Origin of the sequence: Kocuria tytonicola, assembly GCF_003687455.1 — a bacterium.
GTDB lineage: Bacteria > Actinomycetota > Actinomycetes > Actinomycetales > Micrococcaceae > Kocuria > Kocuria tytonicola.
Map to the genome: position 1 here is coordinate 1 of NZ_PHOA01000001.1, position 21550 is coordinate 21550.

Consider the following 21550-nt stretch of genomic DNA (forward strand, 5'->3'; position numbering starts at 1 on the left):
CGGGTGGGGTGTCCGTAGCGTGGAGGCCATGAGCACACCAGCCTCGCGACCCACCCCGCCGTGGGACGCCACCGAACCCCTTCCCCCGGCCTCGGACGGCACCCGGCCGCTGCCGCCTGCGGAGACGGCGGCCGAGTCGGTGACCGCCACCGCCGAGCCATACGCCGACTCTCGGGACGTTTCCGGCGCACGGGGTGCGCGCTCCACTGCCGAGACCACGCCCCGGGCCACCGCGCAAGCCGATCAGGTTGCGCAGGCCGATCAGGCCGCGCACTCCGCCGCCACCGCGAAGGGCCAGGCCACCACGGATCTCCCGTCGGTGGGCTCCACCCGCGTGCTCTCCCGCGAGGACGCCGTGGAGCACCGCGCCCTGCCTCCCGTGGGCCGCCCGGAAGGTCTGGCAGACCGGGGCGGCGTTCGCCCCGCGGACCGCGCGAGCCGCCCCGTGACCGGGGGCGACGACGCCGACGGCCTCGGCCAGGCGCCGACCGGAGAAAATGTGCCGCCCGGCGGGCACGTGCCCGCGATCCGCGAGTGGCGCATGCTCTCCCCCAAGACCCTGTTCTTCGGTGCCCTGGACCTCGTGGTGGACGCGGCGCTCAACACGGCGCTGCTGTGCCTGATCGGTGCACTGCTCGTGGCCGGTGTGACCACCGTCCCGGCGCTCGGTCTGGGCGTGCTGGTGCTGGCCGCCACGGTCTACGTGATGGTGGCGGCGGTGTGGCTGGAACGGCGGCGCTCGGCGTCGTCGTTCGGTCTGGACATCCGCGACCCCCAGCGGCGCCGCACACCGCGCACGGACTGGGTGCGGATCCCCCACCAGATCTGGTTGGACGCCAGCGACGGCTCCCTGTGGCTGGGGATGCTGCACCTGACGATCACGTGCCTGCTGGGCTGGCTCATGCTGGTGCCGTTCGTAGTGGCCGGGGCCGGGATCGCCGCCGCCACCACGCCGCTGTACATGCCGGCGGACTCCGTGGTGCGCACACTCATGGATCAGGCCGGCGACGTTCCCCCGTGGGCCCTGGTCGCGGGCTCGGTGCTCGCGGTGGTGCTCGGCATCCTGCTGGGCGTGCTGCTGACGCTGGCCCACCGCGGTCTCTCCGCGGGGCTGCTGCGCCAGAGCGAGGCCGCCCGGCTGCGCCGCGAGGCCATGGAGTCCGAGCGCCGCGCGGAGTACGAGTCCGCCGCGAAGGAGTCTGCGGTGCGCGGCGCGGAGACTGAGCGCTCCCGCATCGAGCGGGACCTGCACGACGGCGTCCAGCCCCAGCTGGTCTCGGTGGCCATGAACCTCTCGATGGCGAAGTCCAAGATCGACACGGACCCCGCGGCCGCGAAGGAGCTCGTGGCGGAGGCCCACGGCACCACCAAGGCCGCGATCACCGAGCTGCGTCGGCTCGCCCGCGGCTTCCACCCCGCGGTGCTGGAGGACCGGGGGCTCGACGCCGCCCTCTCCGCCGTCGCGGCGCAGGCCCCGTTCCCCGTGGACGTTGCCGTGACCGTGCCGCGCCTGGACCCGCGCACGGAGGCCGCCGTCTACTTCGCGGTCTCGGAGAGCCTCACCAATGCGGTCAAGCACTCCGGTGCGCGCTCCGCGGACGTGGCCGTGTCCGTGCAGGACGGCCCGGCTCCTGGAACCCGCGTGGTGGTGGCGGGGGTCCGCGACTCCGGCCGCGGCGGTGCCCAGGTGGTTCCGGGCGGTGGCCTCTCCGGCATCCGGGACCGGATCCGCTCCGCCGGGGGCAGGTTCTTCGTGAACTCCCCCGCGGGCGGGCCCACCGAGGTGATCGTGGAGCTGCCGCTCGGCAGCACCGGAGAGGAGAACTGAGATGCGCATCGTGATCGCCGAGGACGCCGTCCTGCTGCGCGCCGGACTGGTGCGCCTGCTCACAGACGCGGGGCACGACGTCGTCGCGGAGACGGATACCGCCGAGGGGCTCGTGAAGGCCGTGGAGGAGCACCGCCCGGACTTCGCCCTGGTGGACGTGCGGCTGCCGCCCTCGTTCAGCGACGAGGGGATCCGCGCCGCCGTGCTGATCCGCTCCGCCCACCCGGACGTGGCTGTCCTCGTGCTCTCGCAGTACGTGGAGGAGCGCTACGCGTCCGAACTGATCGCCTCGCGCCGCGAGGGCCTGGGCTACCTTCTCAAGGACCGCGTGGCGGACGTGGAGCAGTTTCTCGAGTCCGTGCAGACCGTCGGCTCCGGCGGCACCGTGCTGGACCCGGAGGTGCTCACGCAGATCCTGGTGCGCTCGCGGCGTCGTGAGGACCTGGAGCTGCTGACCCCGCGCGAGCGCGAGGTGCTGGGGCTCATGGCGCAGGGACTGTCCAACGCGTCCATCGCCGCGAACCTGTACCTCACCGAGTCGGCCGTGGAGAAGCACATCGGCTCAATCTTCGCCAAGCTCGGCGTCACCTCGGAGACCGGCAACCGCAGGGTTCTGGCCGTTCTCAAGTACCTCGGCTACTCGGACCACTCCCTCTAGGACACGACATGAGCACTCACACTCCCTCCCCGGCCACCCCGGATTCCGGTTCCCTGCCCGCGCAGGACCCCCGTCAGGACCGTCCCCTCCCCCGCGGCGAGCGCCGCGCGTGGAACACCGCCACCGCCGTGGTGGGCGGCGTGGCCGCGATCGGCCTGCTGGTCGGCGGCGCGGGCGTCACCGGCGCACTCGCCCTGACGCAGGATCACAACGGGTCCTGGACCGCGCCCGCCGCCGTCAAGAGCATCCATGTGGACGCGGCCGACGCCGCCGTCTACGTCCACACCAGCGCCACCGCGGACCGCGTGCAGGTGCTGTGGTCCGAGGCCGGAATCAACATCCCGGACCGCGCGCCCTCCCCTTCCCTGCACGACGGCGCGCTGTCCCTCGACCTGGGCGCCGCAGCCAACGGCTGGGGTCTGGGAGGGTCCTCGAACCGCAGCGTCTCCGTCACCGTCCCCGAGGACTCCGCGCCGGTCTCCCTGGATCTTCAGGGCACCACTGACGCGCTCTCCGTGGAGGGCACGTTCAAGGACGTCGTCGCCAGCACGGACACCGGTTCGGTGGAGGCCAACGACCTGGAGGCCGCCACGGTGGACGCCCGATCCACGAACGGGCGGGTGCTGCTGGACGGCGTGCACGTGAGCAACCGGCTGGACGCCCACACGGACAACGGCATGGTGCTCGTGGACACCCAGGGCACCTCCCCGAAGCGCGCCTCCATCACGGGGGGCTCCGGCTACTACGGCGTGACCATGCCCACCGCGGACTACTGGTACCCGCAGGGCAGCCAGAAGGACTTCACCGATCCGCGGCACCCGGCGACCACGGACCCGGTCGGCTCGGACCCGTCGGATCCCACGGACGACTCGTCCCTGGAGTACTACGGGACGTACGACTACAGCCCCCTGCCCTCCGAGGTCAGCACCCCGTCCCTGTTCGCGACGGCGGAGCCGTCCACCTCGGCCACGCCGCGGGCGACGTCGGGCGGGGGTACGCCCGCGAGCCCCAGCGCGTCGTCGAGCTCTGTTGCGTCGGAGAGGCCGCGGGCGACGTCGTCGACGACGCACGGGGCCGTGGAAGAGACAGGGCGCGGCCACGACGCGGACACCGTGTGCAAGGCCGCGCCGCGCGACAGGCCCTGCCTCTACCTCCAGGGCACGCCCATGAGCGTGAAGGACTCCGGGTGGATGAACGCGTGGCACGACGGCTGGCGCTCCCCCGGCACCAGGCAGGACCGCGACGACCAGCCGGAGCAAGACCTGTCCGAGTCCGGTTCACCGGCTCGCGAGAACTAGAACTCCCGTCCGGGGCGTACGGGCTCCGGGCGGGTGCCCCGCGGCACCGCAGACCAGGCGGCCGCGGGGCTTTTGTCCGTTGAGAGACCCGCCGGGTACGGGCGCAGCCGGGAACGTGGACCGGCCCCCGCCTGCTACGGGCCCCAGACCCCCGCCTTGTAGTGGTTGGTGACGTCCTGCTGGGTGAAGCCGCGGTTGTAGACCGCCGCGAAGCCGATGTTGCCCTTGAAGCACTCCGCCGACTTGGCGGGGGCGTCCGGCCAGGAGTCCACGCGGGCGCACCCGATCCGCCAGCGGGCAGGGGAATACGTCTCCAGCGTTCCGGTGGCAGGGGTGCTGCCCACGAGCACACCGTCCAGGTAGACCGAGGCGAAACCGGCGGCGGGATCCCGCGTGGCAACCACGTGGTGCCACTTGCCGTCCGCCACGGTCGCTGGGCTCTGGACACGCTCGAATCCGCCGGTGGCCGAGACGTAGTTGCTCATGTTCAGCTTGCCGGAGGCACCCACGTAGAGCTCGCGGTCGAACTTCAGTTCCTGGGGATACGTGTCGTTGTTCGTCAGGGCCATGAGGTTGCCCTGTGTACCCGTGGACTGGAACCACAGCTCCTGCGTGTACGTCTGCGGCGGGGTCACGGACGTGGTGTTGCGCACGATTGAGGGGCTTTTCGTGTTCCCGGCGAACTCCAGGTAGCCCACGGTGTCGTGCTTGCACGCCGTGGCCGTGTTCCTGGGCGTCACGTAGGAGGAGGCGGTGCTGCTGTTGCTGCCATCCACCAGGTTCGTGGGCCTGGTCTCGTTGAACTGGTAGGCGAAGACCCGCCCCGTCTCCTTGGTCAGCGCCTCGCGGCACGAGAAGAACGGCATGACGGTGCCCGAGTTGGCCGTGTTGTTGACCGCCGCGGTGAACCGCCCCAGGGTGCCGGGGGTGACCAGGGGGATGACCACCAGGGCCACCGTCACCAGCAGCCCGAGGGCCACCCGCAGCAGCCGAGCACGCTGCTCGGGGCTCTGCTTCCGCATGCTCTGCGATGAGGACTCGCTCATGCGGGGACCTCCTCCTTCTGGCGCGTGACGCGCTGGTGGATCCCGAAGAGCACGAACGGGCTTGCGCAGTACAGCACCGCGCCCAGCCACCACCCCGGGGTCAGCTCCACCCGCGGGTAGAACGTGAACTTGCCGCCGTCGGAGGGTTCGTCCGCCCGGGCCATCCCGTCCGCACCCGTGGGCGCGAGGACGTCCGTGGCCGTGCCGCGGTCCTCCGCCGGTGCAACGCTCACCGGGAAGATGCCGGTGCTGACCACGTGGGCCTCGGCGAACGGGCCGTCCGCGTCCTGGTCCGTCTTCATGCTCAGCAGCTGGACCCCCAGCAGCGGCTGGACGATCACCACGGACAGTGCCACCCCGCAGAACAGCCCCAGCGCGCGGTACCGGAACTTCGCCCGTGGATCGCGCACGCGCACGGTCAGCAGCATGCTCACCAGCAGCACCACCAGCACGATGGGCAGCATCTTGGTGACCCACCCCATGACCGGTGCGACGACGACAGCGCGGCCCTCCAGGTTGCCCTGCACCACCCGTTCGGGGTCCGGCGTGCCATTGAGGTCGCCCTGGGTCTGGGCGGAGGCCCCGTCCACCGAGACCACCCGGTGCGTGTGGGTGGTTCCGCCCGTGGACGGCGCCACGGTCACGATGTCCCCGGCGTGCAGCTCCGCCACCTCGGCGGGCTGGGTCACCACCAGGGATCCCACCGGCGCGGAGGTGCCCATGGACGCGGTCTCCATGATGTACGCGCGGTACCCGCCCAGCCCCAGCACCACGCACAGGACCACGAACAGGCTCAGCACGACGGCGCCCACCCACCCGATGATCCGTGCCGTGCGTCCGCCGCGGGGCTGCGCGGCGTCGTCACCGTCCTCCGCCGTGTCGTCCTCGGGCCCGGGGACGCCCTCGGCCCCCGCCTCGGAATGTGCCGCAACGTCGTCGCCGACCCCGGGGGACCGTTCCTCGGGGTCGACGACGGCCAGCGGTTCCGTGCGCGGGGCATCCGCGTCCGGCTCGTCCCGGGGAAGAGGTGACGACATGGGGGCCTTTCCGTGGTCACGCCGTCACCCGGCCGGTGGGCGGGGTGACGGCGACGTCGCTGATCGGTGGCAACGGCAAACGCCGGCGACCGGCGCCGGCGTCTGCAGAGGTGCTCAGGGGATCAGGCGGTGTACGTCCAGGTCAGGGGCTGGGAGATGGTAACTCCCGCGTAGGTGTTGTCCGCGGAGACGGGCAGCGTGGTGGTGATCTTGTACGCGTTCGACGCTCCGGCCGCGGGTGCAGTGAGCGTGATCGGGGAGTTCGACTTGGCCGCGAGCTCCTTGGCCGTGCCCCTGAAGATCTCGGTGCCGTCCTGAGTGATGACCACGTTCATGAGGCCGCACAGGTCGCCCTTGCCGGCAGCCACGGCGGGAGTCTGCGTGCAGGCCCCCGGGGTCAGCGTGGCGGCCTTGGCCGCGATGCTGCCGGTGTTCTTCAGGGTGATGTTGACCGTGGAGACGTCCCCGGGGGCCATCGTGGTCTTGCCGCCGTACTTGTTGATGGTGGCGCACGTGGCAACGTTGTTGGTCCCCTCGGAGCTGTCGCACGTCACGTTCGTGCCGTCCGCACCGGGCCCGGTCTCCTGCATGGTCAACCCGCCGGCGCCGGCGGTGTTGTTGTCGTTCTTGATCGACGCGGTGTACGCGCCCAGCGAGCCCGTGACCAGGCTGAGGACCAGCGCACCGGCGCCCAGGGTTGCCGGCACGAGCCACGCGATGGACTTCTTACGTTGGGGGGTGGACTCAGCGGTCATGTTCCGGGCTTCTCTCATGATTTTGCATTAGTAACATCTGAAGCGTAGCGCCTTACCTACCCAAAGTAAATACGTCTGCATACACCTTTTCGGGCGTTCACGGTCCGGCCCGTAGCCTGGGGACGTGTCTGTCCCCGCCGCCTCCCCCTCCATGGACCCCGCGCGCATCACCCGCGCGCGGATCGCCGCGTCCCTGCTGTTCCTCACGAACGGCGCGATCTTCTCGAACCTGCTGCCGCGGCTGCCGGAGATCAAGGACATGTTCGAGCTCTCCAACGCGATGTACGGGCTGGCACTGATCGCGTTTCCGATCGGCGGCGTGGTGGCCGGGCCGTTGCCCGCGCCCATCCTGCGGCGCTTCGGGACCGCCCGGACCGCGGCCGTGGGATCCGTGCTGCTGGCCACCGCGGTGTGCGTGGCCGGATCCGTACCGGTGCTGGCGGTGTTCGGCGCGGGGCTCTTCCTCGCCGGGGTGCTGGACGCCGTGGTGGACACCGCCCAGAACGCCCAGGGGCTGCGGGTGCAGCGGCTGGCCGGGACCTCCATGATCAACTCCATGCACGCCCTGTGGAGCGTGGGTGCCGTGATCGGCGGGCTCATGGGCACGGGCGCCGCGGCCCTGCACGTGCCATTCGTGTGGCACTTCCTCACCAGCGCGGTGCTGTTCTCCGCGGTCGCCGTGCTGGCCATGCGCTGGGCCGTGCCGGACGACCCCGACTCCCACGCCGCAGCCCAGGCCGAGAGCGTCCCCCTGGACACCGCCGGGCTCCCCCGCCTCCCGCGCGGCACCGGTGCCGCGCTGCTCGCCCTGCTGCCCATTGCCGTGATCGCCATGTCCGGGGTGCTCGTGGAGGACGTGGGGTCCAACTGGTCCGCCGTCTACCTCCGGGACGTCCTCTCCGCCCCCGTGGGCATGGTGGGCCTGGGGTACGTGAGCCTCGTGGGGGCGCAGTTCGTGGGCCGCATCCTGGGCGACCGGCTCATCGACGCCCTCGGCGCGGTGCTGGTCACCCGCATCGGCGGCGTGCTGATCCTCGTGGGACTCGGCGCCGTGGCCCTGGTCCCCGCCCCCTGGGTGGCTCTGGCGGGCTTCGCGCTCGCGGGCTTCGGCTGCGCCACCATGGTCCCCACCGCGTACGCCGCCGCGGACCGCGCACCGGGTCTGAAACCGGGCACCGGGCTCACGCTCGTGAGCTGGTGCATGCGCATCGTCTTCGTGATCTCCCCGCCCCTCGTGGGTCTCTTCGCCGACGCCGTGGGGCTGCGCACCGCGCTGTTCGTCTTCCCCTTCATGGGCGTGCTGGCGTTCCTCTTCGCGGGCGCACTGCGGGTGCGCGGCCGTTCCTGAGCGCAGCCCGTCAGCTCCCGGCCCCATACTGGAGGCATGACTTCACAGTTCGGCCAGACACGTTCCGAGCAGGGCCTCTCCCTGCTGCGCTCCGGTTACCTCTTCGCCTCCCGCGCACGACGCCGCGCGGGCCTGTCCGCGGACTCGGGTTGCCCCGTGCGCATGCCGCTGCTGGGCAAGCAGACCGTCCTGGTCCGCGGCGAGGAGGGCGTCAAGCTCTTCTACGACACGTCCCGTGTGCAGCGCGAGGGCGCCATGCCCGGCGTCGTGCAGGGCCCGCTCTTCGGGGCGGGCGCCGTGCACGGCCTGGACGGCGAGGCCCACCGGGTGCGCAAGAACCAGCTCGCGGACATGGCGTACGAGGACGAACGCGTGGCCGCGTACAAGCCGTACGTGGCGCAGGAGCTCGAGGACCTCGTGAAGCGGTGGAAGGACGGCGACACCGTCTACGACAGCACCGCCATCGCCTTCGGCCGCGCGTCCTTCCGCTGGGCCGGGATCCAGTGGGGCGTGCCGGAGATGGACCGCTGGGCCCACCGCATGAGCCGCCTGCTGGACACCTTCGGGCGTCCCGCCAACCACCTGGTCTCCCGGCTGGACCGGATCGCCCTGGACCGCCGTTTCGCCGCGCTCATCAAGGACGTGCGCTCGGGGAAGGTCGCCGCGCCCGAGGACTCGGTGCTCGCCCACATGGCCGGGCTCGTGGACGAGAACGGCAAGCTGGTGGACGCCAAGACCGCGGGCATCGAGCTGCAGAACCTCACCCGCCCGAACGTGGCCGTGGCCCGCTTCGCGGCGTTCGCCGCCACCGCGCTCGTGGAGCACCCCGAGTGGGTGGAGCGCATCCGCGCGGCGTCCGAGCAGCGCGGCGGCACCCTGCTGGACGTGCCCGAGGCCGTGGCCTTCGCGCAGGAGGTCCGCCGCGTGTACCCGTTCGTGCCCATGCTCCCCGCCGAGGTCACCCAGGACACCGAGATCCAGGGCTGCCCCGTGCACAAGGGCGAGCGCGTGGTCCTGGACATCCTGGGGACCAACACGGACCCGGCGTCCTGGGACCGGGCGGCCACGTTCGACGCCGAGCGGTTCCTGGGGGTGGAGGACGCCGAGGCGATCCCCACGTTCATCCCCCAGGGCGGCGCGGACGTGCGCACGGGTCACCGCTGCCCCGGCGAGAAGATCGCGGTCACGTCCCTCTCCGCCGCCGTGGTGGCCCTGTGCCGTCCGGAGGTGCAGCTGCCCAGCGACCAGGACGACCTCACCTTCTCCTGGACCCACATGCTGACCCGCCCGAGCACCGGGGTGCGGGTGCGCCGCGCCTGACGCCCCCGCACGACCGCGGGCCCCGCACGGTGACGATGCGCTGTGCGGGGCCCGCGGTGTCTGAGGGGCTTCTGTGGGTGACTCCTGTGGCTACTTCACGGGAGCCGCAGGGGCGCCGGCTCCGGGGGCGGCAGGGGCTGCGGGCGCGGCCGCCCCGGGTGCAGCAGCCCCGGGGTTCGTCGCGGCGCCCGGAACCGTCGCAGCGGCAGGGCGGTAGACAGGTGCCCTGAGCGCCTCGGCCCGCAGTGCCGCCAGGGCATCCGTCGCGGCCTTGGTGAGCGCGGAGTTCACGGGCTTCGTGCTCCCGGGCGGAGGCGACGCCGCCGTCACCGCGTTGCTCGCCGCGAGCAGCTTCACCATGTAGGGGTCAGTGGTGGGCACCTTGAGCGTGCTCCCCTGGGCAAGGAGAGCCTTGAGCTCCACGTCCAGGGGGGAGCCAACCCTGTAGGCCTCAACCTGCTGCTTCTCGGGCAGCGCCAGGTGCGCGCCCACCGTAGCCTGGGTCCGCTGCTGCAGCTGCATCTTGGTGCCCAGGCTGTTGATGGGAGCCACCCGCGGATCCACGGGCTTGGGCTCTGGAGGGGTTACCGGTGGCTTGTCTTTGACCGGCCGTTTGGGCTGGGGGACCGGCCCAGGTTTTGCACCATCGTCCGGCTTACCGGCGGAGGGCCTGGGAACGGTCGGGGTCTTGGGAGGGTGAACCACCGGGGGGTGGGGCTTGCTCGGAGCACCGGTCTTCGGGGGCTGCTTCCCGCTCCCGTCAGCCACGGTTCGCCCGTTACCCGAACCCTGCGACGGTGTGGTCGCGGGCTTCTTGGCAGGCGCCTTCTTCTGCCCCTTGGAGGTCTCCTTCGCCGGTGCCGTCTTCTGCCCCAGGGCCCTGATCTGGTCCTGGGACTTGGCGGGTGCCTTCTTGGGGGCGTGACCGCCGTCCGTGCCGGGCCTGGTCGCTGCCGGGGGCTGCGCCGCACCGGCCTGGTCCGCGTTGGAGTAGGCCGGACGGGATGCCGGGATGATCTTCTCCCCGACCTTCCAGTCGAAGGACTGCGGATCCACCACCTTGCCGTTGACCCACGTCTCGAAGTGCAGGTGAGGTCCGGTCACGCGCAGGCCCGTGTGCCCCACGGCGCCCAGCTGCTCGGACGCCTTGAGGTGGTCCCCCACCCGGACCATGACCTTGCTCATGTGGTTGTAGGTGGTCTTCATGCCGTTGGCGTGGGAGACCTCCACACGGTTGCCGCCCCACACGTCCCAGAACACGGCGGTCACAGTGCCGTCCATGGCGGCCACCACCGGTGACCCCTCCGGGGCGGAGATGTCCGTGCCGTTGTGCAGCTCGTGCCGGCCGTCGTCCGGGGCGGTGCGCCAGCCGAACTCCCCGCCCTTGAGCACGATCACCGGCTGGGCGGGCGCGATCAGCGTGTTGACGGGGAGCTCGCCGTCGAAGATGGGCGGTGCGTGCTCGGCCGAGCTCACGGGGGGAAAGGCCGCTCCCCCTGCACCGCTGCTGCCGTTCGCAACAGCCGTCTTGTTGCTGAGGGACACCAGCGACGTGTCCTGGGCGGCGGAGATGGCGGCGTGGTCCGGCGTGGCGGCGAAGAGCGAGGGGGCAACCGGCTGCGCGGCGTCGTCGGCCCGGCCGGAGTGCGCGGAACGCTGGGGCCCCTGGGGGTCCTGCGCCATGGCGGGCTGCCAGGGGGCCACCTCGGTGCCGTTGCTCAGCGCCACGCTCCCCGCGACCAGCAGGGGGAAGGAGGTGAACGCCATGAGAGCCATGGACGGCTTCCTGGCGGGGGTGGAACGTGCGCGTGAGCGAGCCATAGGTTGATCGTGTCTCCCGGAATGGACGTCGGCACCGTGAGCCCTGGGGCCGATAGTCAGTAGACCCAGTCTAGGTGAACTGCGGGTTTCCATGTCGTTTCATGAACAGGAATCCGGAACGTGTCAGTAGCGCCCGGTCCAGTCCTCGTCCACGAGCCCGCGGACGTAGGCCGCCTGGCCCACGTGCTGGGCGGCGTCGTCGATCGTGGAGACGATCCGCGCACCCCGGGTGACGGGCGGGTCCCAGGAGTCGTCCACGACCTCGTCCAGCTCCTCGTCCGAGAGGCTCCGGAGGTACTGGGCGGTGGCGCAGCAGACCGCGCGGAGGTAGCCCACGAGCAGCCCGGGGTCCGAGAGGCGCACCCGGGCGACGTCCTCGGGCCGGTCCCCGAAGCCGAAGTCCTCGGCCGCGCGGTCCAGGCCGAAGGAGCCGCTCCAGCCCTCGGCGGTCCAGACCTGCTCCGCGTCGCACAGCTGAGCGATCTGCACGTCCTGCTGCCGCGCGGCGTGCCACAGCAGCCAGGACATGGAGTTGTGCGTGTTCTCCGGCATGCGGTTCAAGACCTCCGCGGAGACGTTCTCCACCGCGGCCTCGGCCGCCTCCACGGGACGCCGTGCCGCGTCCGCCAACAGTTCCTGAGCACTCATGGTCCACCTGATTCCGCGCCGGTTCCGTGTGATCTGCCTCCCACTGTACGGCCGTCGTGAAGAGCCCGGGGCGGCGCCCGGGCGTGTGTCTGCACCGTGGCGAGGCACCGAAACCCTGAGCTCGGAGGGGCGCGGCGGGGCACCGTGGCGGAACCATGACCGGGAGCCCGTGATGCCCGGTGCCCGGGCATCACGCACTCTTCAGCACCAGCCGCACGAACTCCGCCACCTCCGAGGAGCGCTCCTGCGCCCGCCACACCACGTGCACCGGAACGGGGTCCAACCCCGCGGCGGGACGGACCACCAGGGACGGGTGGTTGTAGTAGCGCATGGTCGACTCCGGGGTGATCCCGTAGCGGCGCGGGTCCGCGGCGATCGCGACGATCCACTCATCCACTCCGTGCACGGGCACCACCTCGGCGGGATGCAGCGCCTGCACCCACTGCGCGGTGGTGGTGCCACCGTCCACGTTCACCACCGCGTGGCCGCCCCGCAGGTCCTCCGCCGTCACGCGTGGCTTCTCGTGCAGGGCGCTGTCCCCCGAGTGCACGACCACCCGGTCCTCCCGGTACAGCACCCTGCTCCGCACCCCGGGCGCCGTGACGGGACCGCGCACCACGGCGACGTCGGCCGCGCCCCCGGCCACGGCGGCGTCGGGCGCGGGGACCTGTTCCAGGCGGCACGGGGCGTCGGGGTGCGCGGCGTTCCACGAGCGCACAGCACCCGAGAACGCCGCTTCCAGTCCGGCCCACGCGTAGGCGACCGTCACAGGCCACGAGCGCCAGCGCGCGGGGTCCACGAGCGCGTCGAAGGACTCCTGGACCTGCACGCAGCGCCGCGCGAACTCCTCGCCATCCGCCGTGAGCACCGCGCCGTGCGGCCCGCGCTCCACCAGCCGCACCCCCACGGCCGCCTCGATCTCCCGCAGCATGCGTGACGCCGTGGGCTGGGTGGTCCCCAGTGCGCGCGCCGCGCCCGACAACGACGGCGCCGCGGCCAGCGCCGCGAACATCCGCACGTGCCGCAGCTCCAGAGTCATGCGCCCAGCGTATAGCGGTGCGCACGGGGAGGTCTTCCCGGGACGTTCCCGCCGCGGGACGCTGGACCGACCACCGCCACCCACACCCGGAGGAACTGCCGTGACCGGACCCCGCAACACCGTGGCCCTGGGGCTGTTCCTGCTGCTGTGGTCCAGCGGAGCGGTGGCCACGGCCCTCGGGCTCACCCGGCTGGACCCCGCGGTGTTCCTGCTGCTGCGCGCCGTGGTCACCGCGGGGATCGCGTGGCTGCTGTGGGCGTTCGTGCGCTCTCCCCTGCCCCGCACGCGTGGACAGTGGGGTGCCGTGCTCGTCACCGGGCTGCTCATGCACGTGCTGTACCAGGGGCTGTTCTTCGGCTCACTCGCCGCGGGGATCGCCCCGGGGCTGCTGTCCCTGGTGGTGGCGTGCCAGCCGCTGCTGACCGCCGTGGTCACGGGGCAGCGCGGCCTGCTGGCCTGGGCTGGCATCCTGCTGGGACTCGGCGGTCTGGTCCTGGCGTGCTCCCCCGAGTTCTCGGGGGCGGACTCCACCCTGGGGGGCGTGGTCGCCGCCGCAGGCGCCCTGCTGGCCCTGACCGCGGCCACCCTGGTGCAGGCGCGCAGCACCCGCGTGGGCGTCCTCGCGAACCTGGCCCTGCAGAGCACCACCGCCGTTCCCGTGTTCCTGCTGGCGGCCCTGGTGCTGCGCCCCGCTCTGCCACCGCTGGCCCCGGCCACGATCGGCCCGGTGCTGTGGATGGGCGCCGTGGTGGGTGTTGCCGCCACCGGCCTGCTCTACTGGCTCGTGCGCCGCGTGGACGTGGTGACGGTGACCAGCGTGCAGTTCCTGGTCCCGGCCGTGACCGCCGTGCTGGACTGGATGGTGCGCGGACAGTCCCTCCACGGCGTCACCCTGGCGGGCATGGCCGTGGTGATCTGCGCGCTCTTCGTCTTCGAACGGGGCCGACGACGCCGCGGGGCCGCGACCGGCGCGCCACGCACCGGCCGCGACCCCGCCGCAGGGTCCGCGACGCACCGGGCGTCGCGACCGTCTCAGTCGTTGTAGGTCAGGCACTCCTCGATGGGCCAGCCCAGCTGCTCCCACATGGGCAGCTTGTTCCACTCCTTGACGAACTCCGTGAGCTTGCCGTCCTTCGCGCGGAACAGCGCGCACGCGGTCCAGGTGGCCTGGCGGCCGGTGGGCTGGATGTCGCCGTGCGGGGCGCCCTTGTGAGTGCCCTGGGCGGTGTAGCGCAGGGCCACGCGGTCGTCCTTCACGAACTCCACGTCGAAGCTCGCGAAGTGCAGGTCGTCCAGTTTGGTCATGAGCTCGCCGTGGACGTCCGCGTACTGCTCCAGCGTCTCGGTGCCCGGGAACGTGGTGGGTCCCACGAACCTGTTGCCGGGAGCGCACAGGTGCGCCACGGCGTCGGCGCTGGCCTCACCCGGGGTGTAGGCGATGCGCATGTACTCCTTGGCCAGCTCCAGGTTGGTCTGCTCCTGCTCGGTGAGGTTCTTCAGATCCGCCATGGGATGCTCCTTCTCTTCGCGTGGCGGGGCGGGGCCCCGCGGCTGCTGGTGTCGTGCGGTCGGTGGCGCCGCGGCGTCGTCGTCCGACAGGGCAGGTGCCCGGGACCGCGTGCGAGCACGCGACCCCGGGCACCCGTGTGGTGGTGCGTGCGGGGTCAGCCCGCCACGCGCACCAGCTTGGTGTTGGAGAACTCGTCGAAGCCCCAGCGGCCCAGCTCGCGGCCGTAGCCGGAGCGGCGCACGCCGCCGAACGGCAGGCCCGGCATGGTGGTGCCGTGCTCGTTGACGTAGGTCATGCCCACCTCGAGCCGGCGCGCGACCTCCTCGGCCTTCGCGGCGTCCGCGCTCCACACGGAACCGGACAGGCCGAAGTCGGAGTCGTTGGCGATCTCCACGGCCTCGTCCACCGAGTCGTAGGAGTAGACCACGGCCACGGGGCCGAAGATCTCCTCCTTGTAGGCGTCCATCTCCCGGGTGACACCGGTCAGGACGGCCGGGGACATCCACGCGCCGTCCTGCTCCAGGGCCTTGCCGCCGGTGTGCAGGGTGGCGCCCTGCTCCACGGCGCGCTGCACCTGGGCCACGGCGTCGTCGCGGCCCTCGGTGGAGGACAGCGGGCCGATCTTGGTGTCCTCGGCCAGGGGGTCGCCCACCTTCATGCCCTCGACGGTCTCCACGACCTTGGCCACGAACTCGTCGACCATGGACGAGGGCACCAGGATGCGCTTGGGCGAGTTGCAGGCCTGGCCCGCGTTGCGCATGCGGGTGGTCGCCACGGTCTTGGCGGTCTTGGCCACGTCCACGTCGTCGAGCACGATCAGCGGGTCGGAGCCACCGAGCTCCAGCACGCTCTTCTTGAGGTTCTGGGCGGCGGTGACGGCAACGGCCTTGCCCGCGCCCTCGCTGCCGGTCAGCGAGACACCGCGCACGCGGGGGTCCGCGATGATGTCCGTGATCTGGTCCGTGCTCGCGAACAGGTTGATGTAGGCGTCCTCGGGGATGCCTGCGGCGTGCAGGATCTCCTCGATCAGCTCACCCGTGCGGGCGCAGATGGAGGCGTGCTTGAGCAGCACCGTGTTGCCCAGCATCAGGTTCGGCGCCGCGAAACGGGCCACCTGGTACTGCGGGAAGTTCCACGGCATGACGCCCACGAGCACACCCACGGGCTCGGTGACCACCACGGACTTGGCGCTGTCGCCCACGTCCAGGGTCTCCTCCTCCATGAGGGCCGGGCCGTGCTCCGCGTACCAGCGGTAGATCGCGGAGGACAGGGCCACCTCGCCCTGTGCCTGCTTGAACGGCTTGCCCATCTCGGTGCTGATCACGCGGGCGAGCTCGTCCCCGCGGGTCTCGTACGCATCCGCGACGGCGCTCAGCGCCTTCGCGCGCTGCTCCACCGGGGTGGCGCGCCAGGACGTGAAGGCTGCGTCCGCGCGCTCGACGGCGCGGGCGATCTCCGCGTCCGTGGCGGAGGTGAACTCCTGCTCCACGACTCCGGTGGCTGGATTCTCTGTGCGGTAGGCCATGAGGTTTCCTTCTGTCTCGGACGATCGTGCATGTGGTCACCCGTGTTAACGAGGGCTCACCGGGGAAGATTCCCGCCTCTCGGGCCTTGACCCGTGTCCCGCCCCCTGAACACGCGTTGTTCTAGATTGAGCGCATGACCACATCGGGGACAGTCCACGACGACGCGGCCGACCACGACGCCGTGTTTCCCGGTCCGCGCGGAACCGTGCTGCGGGCCCTCCCAGCCTGCGTCCTCGAGTTCGTGGGAACACCGTTCCTCGCGTGGTTCGTGCCCCGGGAAGCCGGACGCGACTGGTGGGCCCTGGGGATCATCGTGACCGCCCTGGCCGTGATGTTCCGGGCTGCCACGCTTGGGTCTCGTGGTCTGCCCAGGGCGGACCCCCACGTGGATCAGACACGGTGGCAGCGTGCCCTGGCCTCCGCTCGCCACCACGGGTCACTGCCCTCGGAGCCCGCCGTCCAGGTGACGGCCGCGCGCGTGTCCTACGACAGAATCGCGGCGGGGATGACGTTCTTGTTCCTCTGGGCGGGCATTGCGTGCGGAGCGCTGGTGCGACCGGATCTGAACTGGGTGTCCCCGCTCGGTGGTCTCATCGCCATCTCTGTCATTGCGTGGGCGCGGGTGCCGTCCGCATGGGCGTATCTGCGCCTGCACGCCGTGTCCGTGTGACCGCGGCAACCACTAGCATGACCAGCCACAGGCTCAGCAGGAACGGCCACGTGTACACCGGCAGGGGAAGCAGGGCGAGCAGCGGCTGCAGGGCCAGGGTCAGTGCCGCTCCCACCACCGCACCAGTGAGCCGGGCCCAGAGCGGTTTGTCGTTCCAGAGCACTGCACCCAGCGCGATGGCCACCAGCACCGCGGAGTAGCCGAGCAGCCCGGACGAGACGTGCGCGACGCCGTCGCCGACCAGCAGCGCGCCCGCGAGCGCAACGAGACTGCCGAGCACCCCGAACAGGCCGGTGCGCACCCCGCCCACGAACAGCGCCGCCAGGATCAGCAGACCCGGAACCAGCCCGTCCGCGAGCACGACCTCCGAGAAGTTGTTGAACGCCCCCAGCACGGCGCCGGCGGCACCCTCCCCGGTGCTCGTCGTTCCCGGGTGCACCAGGGGCAGCACCAGGTCGAAGAGCACTCCGGCCACCAGGCAGAACGGCGCTGTGGCCACCGGCAGCCGCACCCATTCCAGGGCACGGCAGCCGAGGACCCGCTGCAGGATCGCGTGCACGGGAACGCACGCGAGCGCGCCCACCACCGTCATGAGCAGTGCGGGCAGGGGCGCGCCCAGTGCCGCCGCCGCGGCCGCCCCCACGAGCGCACCGTTGTAGCCCATCATCCCGGTGCGCACCGCGTCCTTTCCCAGCAGGGCCCACGCACCCACGGTCTGACCAAGCGCACCCGTCGCCACGACCAGCGCGACCCACGGATGGACCCACCCCATGCCCACCAGCAGAAGCCCCCCGGCCCAGGGGTTGTCGATGAAGAAGATCTGCGAGACGCCCCGCAGGAGGACGCCCACCAGCTCGCCCAGGCGGCGAACAGACGCCATCTCAGGCCTCCCCGCCCGCTCGCACCGGCCCGCAAGCCTGCCCGGCGCCGCGCCGCGCCGGCGGCTCACCCGGCGTCGTCGTCCCGGTGCTCCCGCGCGTCGCGCGCCAGAACCACAGCCACACCAGGGCGAAGACGGCGATCAGCACGAGCCCGGCGTCCCCGAGGTCGACCTCCGCGAGCGCCGTCGTGACCGGATCGGTGAGTCCCAGGAGGTCGTTGAGGAACCCGCCGAGCGTGATGACGGCGATGAGCAGGGCGGAGACCGCGGAGATCACCGTGACGGTCGCGTTGAAGCGCATCCGGGTGCCGGTCTCGGTGAGTGCGGTGGAGTAGAGCTTCATCATGCCGAGACCGTTGAGGGTGTCGCACAGGGTCATGGCCGCGGTGAACGCCACGGGCAGCCCGATCAGCGCGGCGGCCGGCACGCCGGCCAGGGACGCAGTGACGGTGAGCAGCAGCAGGCCGATGGTCGTGGCGGTGTCGAACCCCAGGCCGAAGAGGAACCCCAGCACGAAGATGTCCCGCGGGCGGCGCACGCGCTGCAGGGGCTTGCGCAGCAGCCGGGACACCAGACCCCAGTTGCCGTCCAGGGCGTGCCGGTGGCCCCGCGCCGTGCTCCCGCCCCGGGACGCCGTGCGGAGCAGCCCCACGGAGATGCTCGCGTTGTAGAGCCCGAGCACCAGCAGGTACACCCCGGAGACCCCGGCGCCGATCAGCCCGAGCACGTGGTTCGCGGAGCTGCCCTCCTCGAAGGCCCCGCTCACGAACTGCGCCCCCGCCACCACCATGACCCCGGCGAGCGTCACCACCAGGGAGTGGCCCAGGCTGAACGCGAAGCCCACGCTCGCGGGGTTCATGCCCTCGGAGACGAACTTGCGGGTGGAGTTGTCGATCGCGGAGATGTGGTCCCAGTCGTAGCTGTGCTTCATGCCCGCGGCGTACGCGGTGAGCACCACGCCCAGGGTGAGGGGCTCGGCGCCGGGTGCCAGCGCCGTCGCCAGCAGTCCGGCGGCCAGCAGGTGCAGGGCCGCCACTGCCGAGAGGGTGAGGCCCACCCGCACGCGCAGCGGCAGGCGGTGCCGCTCGGTCACGTAGCGGGGGTAGAGCGTGGGATGCGTGGTGGACACGGTTCTCCTTCGAGTGGCGGGGCGCCTCAGTACTTGCGCAGGTTCAGGGGCGGCTGCCCCCGCCAGTGCTCGCGCAGCAGGTCCACCACGGCACGGTGCAGTGCCGCAATGGCCGGCGTGGAGTGGGCCAGGGAGCGCACGCACACGCAGCGCACCCCGTACGGCTCCCCCACCCCGGCGCGGGTGATGCCGGAGCGGGTCTCGGAGGCGTCCACGGCGGCGGTGAGCAGCTCGTACACCTCGTCGGTCAGGCGGGCGTCCGCGATCAGCAGCTGTCCCGTGTGGCTGTGGCCCTCCATGAAGCCCGTGCCGGTGATGTCCCCGTGGGCGTCCGGCTGGATCCGCAGCTGGTCCACCACGAGCCGCCGCGGGCGCGCACCGGCCGCGGGCCCGGCGGGGTCCACCCCCTGCGCGACCTGCGCTCCCGGTGAAGGCGGCGCTCCCTCCGGCGCGGCCGACGACGCCGGGGCCCCCGGTGGCAGCACCCGCACCTCGGTGCGCATCCGCAGCTCGTCGTACGCGAACGACTCCCCGGACGGGGACCAGCCGGGCGTCACGACCTCCGCGAGCAGCAGGGACGCCGTGGGGTCCATGTCCACCCGGGTGCGCTGGATGTAGGACCCGCCCCGGTACACGATCAGCTGGTCCGGGACGTACTCGAGCACGGCCCCCGGCCCGAGCCGCACGATCATCTCCTGGGATGCCGGGCCCTGCGGGGTGCGGTACACCTTGGTCGCGGACTGGGTGGTCAGCGCCAGGGAGGCGTCCCGCTCCACGGCCACGTCCAGCAGGTAGGAGTCCGCACCGAAGTACGCACCACCCGGGTTGACCACCGTGTAGGTGACCTGCCCGGAGCGGTCCAGGTAGTGCGGCCGCAGCACCCGCAGGGCACCCTCGTGGAACTGGCGGGCGGCGTACGAGCGCCCGCCCCGCGCGGCCACGGTCAAGCGCAGCTGTCCGGCCCACCCCGAGGCGGGCGACGCCGCCGCCGCGCCGGCGGGCGGCGTCGTGGTGTTGGCAGTGGCGGGCGTCTCAGGCAAGGTCGAGCATGAGGACGTCGTTGCGGATCCACTCCTGGACCTTCTCCAGGCCCTCGTCCGTCTTGAGGTTGGTGAAGGCGAAGGGCTTGTCCTTGCGGAAGACCTTGGAGTCCGCGGCCATCACGTCCAGGTCCGCACCCACGTGGGGTGCCAGGTCCGTCTTGTTGATGATGAACAGGTCCGACTTGATCATCCCCTGCCCGGCCTTGCGGGGGATCTTCTCGCCCTGGGCCACGTCGATCACGTAGATGGAGAAGTCCACGAGCTCGGGGCTGAACGTGGCGGAGAGGTTGTCCCCGCCGGACTCCACGAAGATCACCTGCAGGTCCGGGAAGCGCCTCTTCAGCTGCTCGATCGCGGCCTCGTTCATGGAGGTGTCCTCGCGGATGGCGGTGTGCGGGCAGCCGCCGGTCTCCAGACCGACGATCCGCTCCTCGGGCAGCACCGAGTTGCGCGCGAGGATCTTGGCGTCCTCGATCGTGTAGATGTCGTTGGTGATCGCGGCCATGGAGATCTCCTGGCTCATGGCCCGCGTGATGCGCTCCACGAGCTGCGTCTTGCCCGCTCCCACGGGGCCTCCCACACCGATGATGACGGGATCCATGCTGTCCTCCTGCGTTCTCGTTCTCTGCTGTTCGTTGCTGTGCTGCTCGTTGCTGCGCGCCGCAGCCGGTACCGTTCCCCGCAGCGGGGCCGCGCGGCGTCGTCGGGCCGGCGTGCCGCCCCCGCGGGCCGCGCGGCGGCCGCTCAGCTCATGAAGAGCCGTGCCCGCTGGCGTTCGTGGTTCATCTGCGCGATCTCCAGCCCCGGGGCCACGGCACCCAGGACCTCCTCCGCGATCCCCGCCACCACGAGCTCCCGGGAGGTGACGACGGCGCGCCCCACCCAGTCCTGCGCCGCCCGGATCACGGCCTGGCCGGTGTTCTGGCCCAGCGGGATGCCGCGCACCGCGTTCTGGGTCAGGGAGATCACGGTGGCGTAGACGTGCGAGGCCACCGCGGTGTCCTCGGGAACGTCCAGGCCCCGGGCGAGCACACCCCACACCGTGGCCTGGTGGCCGTGCATGCGCTCCTCGGCCACGCCCTGCTGGTAGCGCCGGACCCAGTCCCCCGGGTAGCTGCGTGCGCCGATGCTCAGCAACCGGCGGCCCATGGTCATGCCGCCCTCCCGGATCTGGCGGGGAAGGGCCTGCGCCGTGACGAGGTCGTCCAGGTCCTCGATCCGCTCGAAGTCCTGCGCCGCGTAGACCAGGCGGATGGCCAGCGCGTCCGTGAACGTGAGCTGCTGGTCCACGAACATCTCGAGCCACGCGGAGAACGATGCCTCGTCCTCCAGCTGCTCCGCGGCCATGTACGTCTCGAAGCCCAGGGAGTGGCTGAACGCCCCGGTGGGCAGCGCGGAGTCCGTGAGCTGCATCAGCCCCAGGACCCCGGACAGGGAGGGTTCCACCACCGGATCAGTGCGTGTGCTCGGCGTGGCGGAACGGCACGGGCATGACCCGTTCCTGGCGCGAGTACGGCACCTCGTGGTGGTCCAGGAAGTCCTGCACCGTGTGGTCGTACTGCACCACCATCACCTCGGCCTCGTACTCGCTCTCCGGCCCGAAGAACTGCGCCTGCAGGTGTCGGTTGCCCAGGCTGTGCGCCACGAACGCCATCTCCACGATGGACCGGGCCCCGATCACCAGCACGTCCGTGGGGAGCACCTGGACCACCACGGCGTTGCCGTCCTGCGGGCCGCCCGCCACGGACAGCACGTCCCCGTCCTTCAGGTCCGGCGCCTTCGCGGGCAGCCGCAGTCCCAGCTCGTGGCCGTGGTCCGTGGTGAGGCGCTGGATGCGCTTGACCAGTTCCGCACTGGGCAGCACCACCTTCTCCACGTGCCGCCCGGCCACGAGCTCCTGGCCGGAGGCGTCGTGGATGTTGCCCAGGATCTCGGTGACGATCATGGGTCTCCTTCCGTCGATTGCAGTGGTTCTGAAGGTGCCTGGTTGCCTG

21 protein-coding genes are annotated in these 21550 nt (G+C 71.6%); 7 read left to right on the forward strand and 14 right to left on the reverse strand.

Annotation, left to right across the window (positions count from 1 at the left end):
• Positions 1 to 28 precede the first annotated feature (28 nt).
• From CWC38_RS00005 to CWC38_RS00015, 3 genes are read left to right on the forward strand one after another with little or no spacing between them, the layout of a single operon-like run.
• Entirely contained in the window at positions 29 to 1828 is a 1800-nt protein-coding gene (locus tag CWC38_RS00005; RefSeq protein ID WP_240624955.1) for a sensor histidine kinase, read from the forward strand.
• 1 nt (position 1829) lies between these two features.
• Complete coding sequence (locus CWC38_RS00010) at positions 1830 to 2486, forward strand: LuxR C-terminal-related transcriptional regulator (RefSeq protein ID WP_121844812.1); 657 nt, start codon at positions 1830 to 1832, stop codon at positions 2484 to 2486.
• Between the two features lie 8 nt (positions 2487 to 2494).
• A complete protein-coding gene (locus CWC38_RS00015; protein WP_121844813.1) occupies positions 2495 to 3784 on the forward strand; it encodes a DUF4097 family beta strand repeat-containing protein in 1290 nt (429 codons plus the stop codon).
• A 134-nt stretch (positions 3785 to 3918) separates the two neighbouring features.
• On the opposite strand, the gene CWC38_RS00020 is transcribed toward CWC38_RS00015, so the two are convergent.
• The 3 genes from CWC38_RS00020 to CWC38_RS00030 form a co-directional block, all read right to left on the reverse strand.
• Entirely contained in the window at positions 3919 to 4830 is a 912-nt protein-coding gene (locus CWC38_RS00020) for a LamG domain-containing protein (RefSeq protein WP_121844814.1), read from the reverse strand.
• The gene (locus tag CWC38_RS00025; protein WP_121844815.1) at positions 4827 to 5867 is read right to left on the reverse strand and encodes a S24/S26 family peptidase; all 1041 of its coding nucleotides are present in this window, start codon (positions 5865 to 5867) and stop codon (positions 4827 to 4829) included. The genes CWC38_RS00020 and CWC38_RS00025 overlap by 4 nt, the downstream gene beginning before the upstream one ends.
• A 122-nt stretch (positions 5868 to 5989) precedes the next feature.
• Positions 5990 to 6622 (reverse strand): hypothetical protein, encoded by a 633-nt coding sequence (locus CWC38_RS00030; RefSeq protein WP_121844816.1) that lies wholly within the window; start codon positions 6620 to 6622, stop codon positions 5990 to 5992.
• A 124-nt stretch (positions 6623 to 6746) separates the two neighbouring features.
• On the opposite strand from CWC38_RS00030, the gene CWC38_RS00035 reads away from it, so the two are divergent.
• Positions 6747 to 7970, forward strand: coding sequence for an MFS transporter (locus tag CWC38_RS00035; protein WP_240624956.1), 1224 nt, complete (start codon positions 6747 to 6749; stop codon positions 7968 to 7970).
• A 36-nt stretch (positions 7971 to 8006) separates the two neighbouring features.
• A complete protein-coding gene (locus CWC38_RS00040; protein WP_121844818.1) occupies positions 8007 to 9290 on the forward strand; it encodes a cytochrome P450 in 1284 nt (427 codons plus the stop codon).
• A gap of 90 nt (positions 9291 to 9380) precedes the next feature.
• Here the strand turns inward: CWC38_RS00040 and CWC38_RS00045 are convergent, their stop codons facing one another.
• The 3 genes from CWC38_RS00045 to CWC38_RS00055 form a co-directional block, all read right to left on the reverse strand.
• Positions 9381 to 11066, reverse strand: a complete 1686-nt coding sequence (locus CWC38_RS00045) for a M23 family metallopeptidase (RefSeq protein WP_121844819.1) — start codon at positions 11064 to 11066, stop codon at positions 9381 to 9383.
• Positions 11067 to 11234: 168 nt separating this feature from the next.
• Entirely contained in the window at positions 11235 to 11759 is a 525-nt protein-coding gene (locus tag CWC38_RS00050; protein ID WP_121844820.1) for a mycothiol transferase, read from the reverse strand.
• Positions 11760 to 11949: 190 nt separating this feature from the next.
• A complete protein-coding gene (locus CWC38_RS00055; RefSeq protein WP_165860304.1) occupies positions 11950 to 12798 on the reverse strand; it encodes a LysR family transcriptional regulator in 849 nt (282 codons plus the stop codon).
• Positions 12799 to 12898: 100 nt separating this feature from the next.
• Here CWC38_RS00055 and CWC38_RS00060 point away from each other — a divergent pair, with 100 nt between their 5' ends.
• On the forward strand, positions 12899 to 13843 hold the full coding sequence (locus CWC38_RS00060; protein ID WP_165860305.1) for a DMT family transporter: 945 nt from the start codon (positions 12899 to 12901) through the stop codon (positions 13841 to 13843).
• Here the strand turns inward: CWC38_RS00060 and CWC38_RS00065 are convergent.
• A complete protein-coding gene (locus CWC38_RS00065; protein ID WP_121844822.1) occupies positions 13831 to 14307 on the reverse strand; it encodes an ester cyclase in 477 nt (158 codons plus the stop codon). The two genes, CWC38_RS00060 and CWC38_RS00065, sit on opposite strands and share 13 nt — an antisense overlap.
• Before the next feature lie 155 nt (positions 14308 to 14462).
• On the reverse strand, positions 14463 to 15833 hold the full coding sequence (locus CWC38_RS00070; protein WP_121844823.1) for an NAD-dependent succinate-semialdehyde dehydrogenase: 1371 nt from the start codon (positions 15831 to 15833) through the stop codon (positions 14463 to 14465).
• 134 nt (positions 15834 to 15967) lie between these two features.
• Here CWC38_RS00070 and CWC38_RS00075 point away from each other — a divergent pair, with 134 nt between their 5' ends.
• On the forward strand, positions 15968 to 16504 hold the full coding sequence (locus CWC38_RS00075) for a hypothetical protein (RefSeq protein ID WP_121844824.1): 537 nt from the start codon (positions 15968 to 15970) through the stop codon (positions 16502 to 16504).
• On the opposite strand, the gene CWC38_RS00080 is transcribed toward CWC38_RS00075, so the two are convergent.
• The 6 genes from CWC38_RS00080 to ureE all read right to left on the reverse strand — a co-directional run bounded on the left by CWC38_RS00080 (position 16440) and on the right by ureE (position 21501).
• Positions 16440 to 17384, reverse strand: coding sequence for an urea transporter (locus CWC38_RS00080; protein ID WP_121844825.1), 945 nt, complete (start codon positions 17382 to 17384; stop codon positions 16440 to 16442). The genes CWC38_RS00075 and CWC38_RS00080 overlap by 65 nt on opposite strands.
• 1 nt (position 17385) lies before the next feature.
• Positions 17386 to 18513 carry a HoxN/HupN/NixA family nickel/cobalt transporter gene (locus CWC38_RS00085; RefSeq protein WP_121844826.1) on the reverse strand — a complete coding sequence of 376 codons (1128 nt, stop codon included), beginning with the start codon at positions 18511 to 18513 and terminating at the stop codon, positions 17386 to 17388.
• A 26-nt stretch (positions 18514 to 18539) separates the two neighbouring features.
• Positions 18540 to 19553, reverse strand: a complete 1014-nt coding sequence (locus tag CWC38_RS00090; protein WP_121844827.1) for an urease accessory protein UreD — start codon at positions 19551 to 19553, stop codon at positions 18540 to 18542.
• Positions 19546 to 20157 carry an urease accessory protein UreG gene (gene ureG, locus CWC38_RS00095; RefSeq protein WP_121844828.1) on the reverse strand — a complete coding sequence of 204 codons (612 nt, stop codon included), beginning with the start codon at positions 20155 to 20157 and terminating at the stop codon, positions 19546 to 19548. Before ureG ends, CWC38_RS00090 begins: the two co-directional genes overlap by 8 nt.
• A gap of 143 nt (positions 20158 to 20300) precedes the next feature.
• Positions 20301 to 21005: an urease accessory protein UreF gene (locus CWC38_RS00100; RefSeq protein ID WP_121844829.1), complete on the reverse strand. Its 705-nt coding sequence runs from the start codon at positions 21003 to 21005 to the stop codon at positions 20301 to 20303.
• Positions 21006 to 21009: 4 nt separating this feature from the next.
• Positions 21010 to 21501 carry an urease accessory protein UreE gene (gene ureE / locus CWC38_RS00105; protein ID WP_121844830.1) on the reverse strand — a complete coding sequence of 164 codons (492 nt, stop codon included), beginning with the start codon at positions 21499 to 21501 and terminating at the stop codon, positions 21010 to 21012.
• Positions 21502 to 21550 lie beyond the last annotated feature (49 nt).

Excerpts from the sequence above, each read along its gene's own strand:
- CWC38_RS00055 (WP_165860304.1), bottom strand. The coding sequence starts at position 12,798 with ATGACTCTGGAGCTGCGGCACGTGCGGATGTTCGCGGCGCTGGCCGCG.
- CWC38_RS00040 (WP_121844818.1), top strand. The coding sequence starts at position 8,007 with ATGACTTCACAGTTCGGCCAGACACGTTCCGAGCAGGGCCTCTCCCTG.
- CWC38_RS00080 (WP_121844825.1), bottom strand. The coding sequence starts at position 17,384 with ATGGCGTCTGTTCGCCGCCTGGGCGAGCTGGTGGGCGTCCTCCTGCGG.
- CWC38_RS00070 (WP_121844823.1), bottom strand. The coding sequence starts at position 15,833 with ATGGCCTACCGCACAGAGAATCCAGCCACCGGAGTCGTGGAGCAGGAG.
- CWC38_RS00030 (WP_121844816.1), bottom strand. The coding sequence starts at position 6,622 with ATGACCGCTGAGTCCACCCCCCAACGTAAGAAGTCCATCGCGTGGCTC.
- CWC38_RS00045 (WP_121844819.1), bottom strand. The coding sequence starts at position 11,066 with ATGGCTCTCATGGCGTTCACCTCCTTCCCCCTGCTGGTCGCGGGGAGC.
- CWC38_RS00010 (WP_121844812.1), top strand. The coding sequence starts at position 1,830 with ATGCGCATCGTGATCGCCGAGGACGCCGTCCTGCTGCGCGCCGGACTG.
- CWC38_RS00015 (WP_121844813.1), top strand. The coding sequence starts at position 2,495 with ATGAGCACTCACACTCCCTCCCCGGCCACCCCGGATTCCGGTTCCCTG.
- CWC38_RS00020 (WP_121844814.1), bottom strand. The coding sequence starts at position 4,830 with ATGAGCGAGTCCTCATCGCAGAGCATGCGGAAGCAGAGCCCCGAGCAG.
- CWC38_RS00075 (WP_121844824.1), top strand. The coding sequence starts at position 15,968 with ATGACCACATCGGGGACAGTCCACGACGACGCGGCCGACCACGACGCC.
- CWC38_RS00065 (WP_121844822.1), bottom strand. The coding sequence starts at position 14,307 with ATGGCGGATCTGAAGAACCTCACCGAGCAGGAGCAGACCAACCTGGAG.
- ureG (WP_121844828.1), bottom strand. The coding sequence starts at position 20,157 with ATGGATCCCGTCATCATCGGTGTGGGAGGCCCCGTGGGAGCGGGCAAG.
- CWC38_RS00050 (WP_121844820.1), bottom strand. The coding sequence starts at position 11,759 with ATGAGTGCTCAGGAACTGTTGGCGGACGCGGCACGGCGTCCCGTGGAG.
- ureE (WP_121844830.1), bottom strand. The coding sequence starts at position 21,501 with ATGATCGTCACCGAGATCCTGGGCAACATCCACGACGCCTCCGGCCAG.
- CWC38_RS00005 (WP_240624955.1), top strand. The coding sequence starts at position 29 with ATGAGCACACCAGCCTCGCGACCCACCCCGCCGTGGGACGCCACCGAA.
- CWC38_RS00025 (WP_121844815.1), bottom strand. The coding sequence starts at position 5,867 with ATGTCGTCACCTCTTCCCCGGGACGAGCCGGACGCGGATGCCCCGCGC.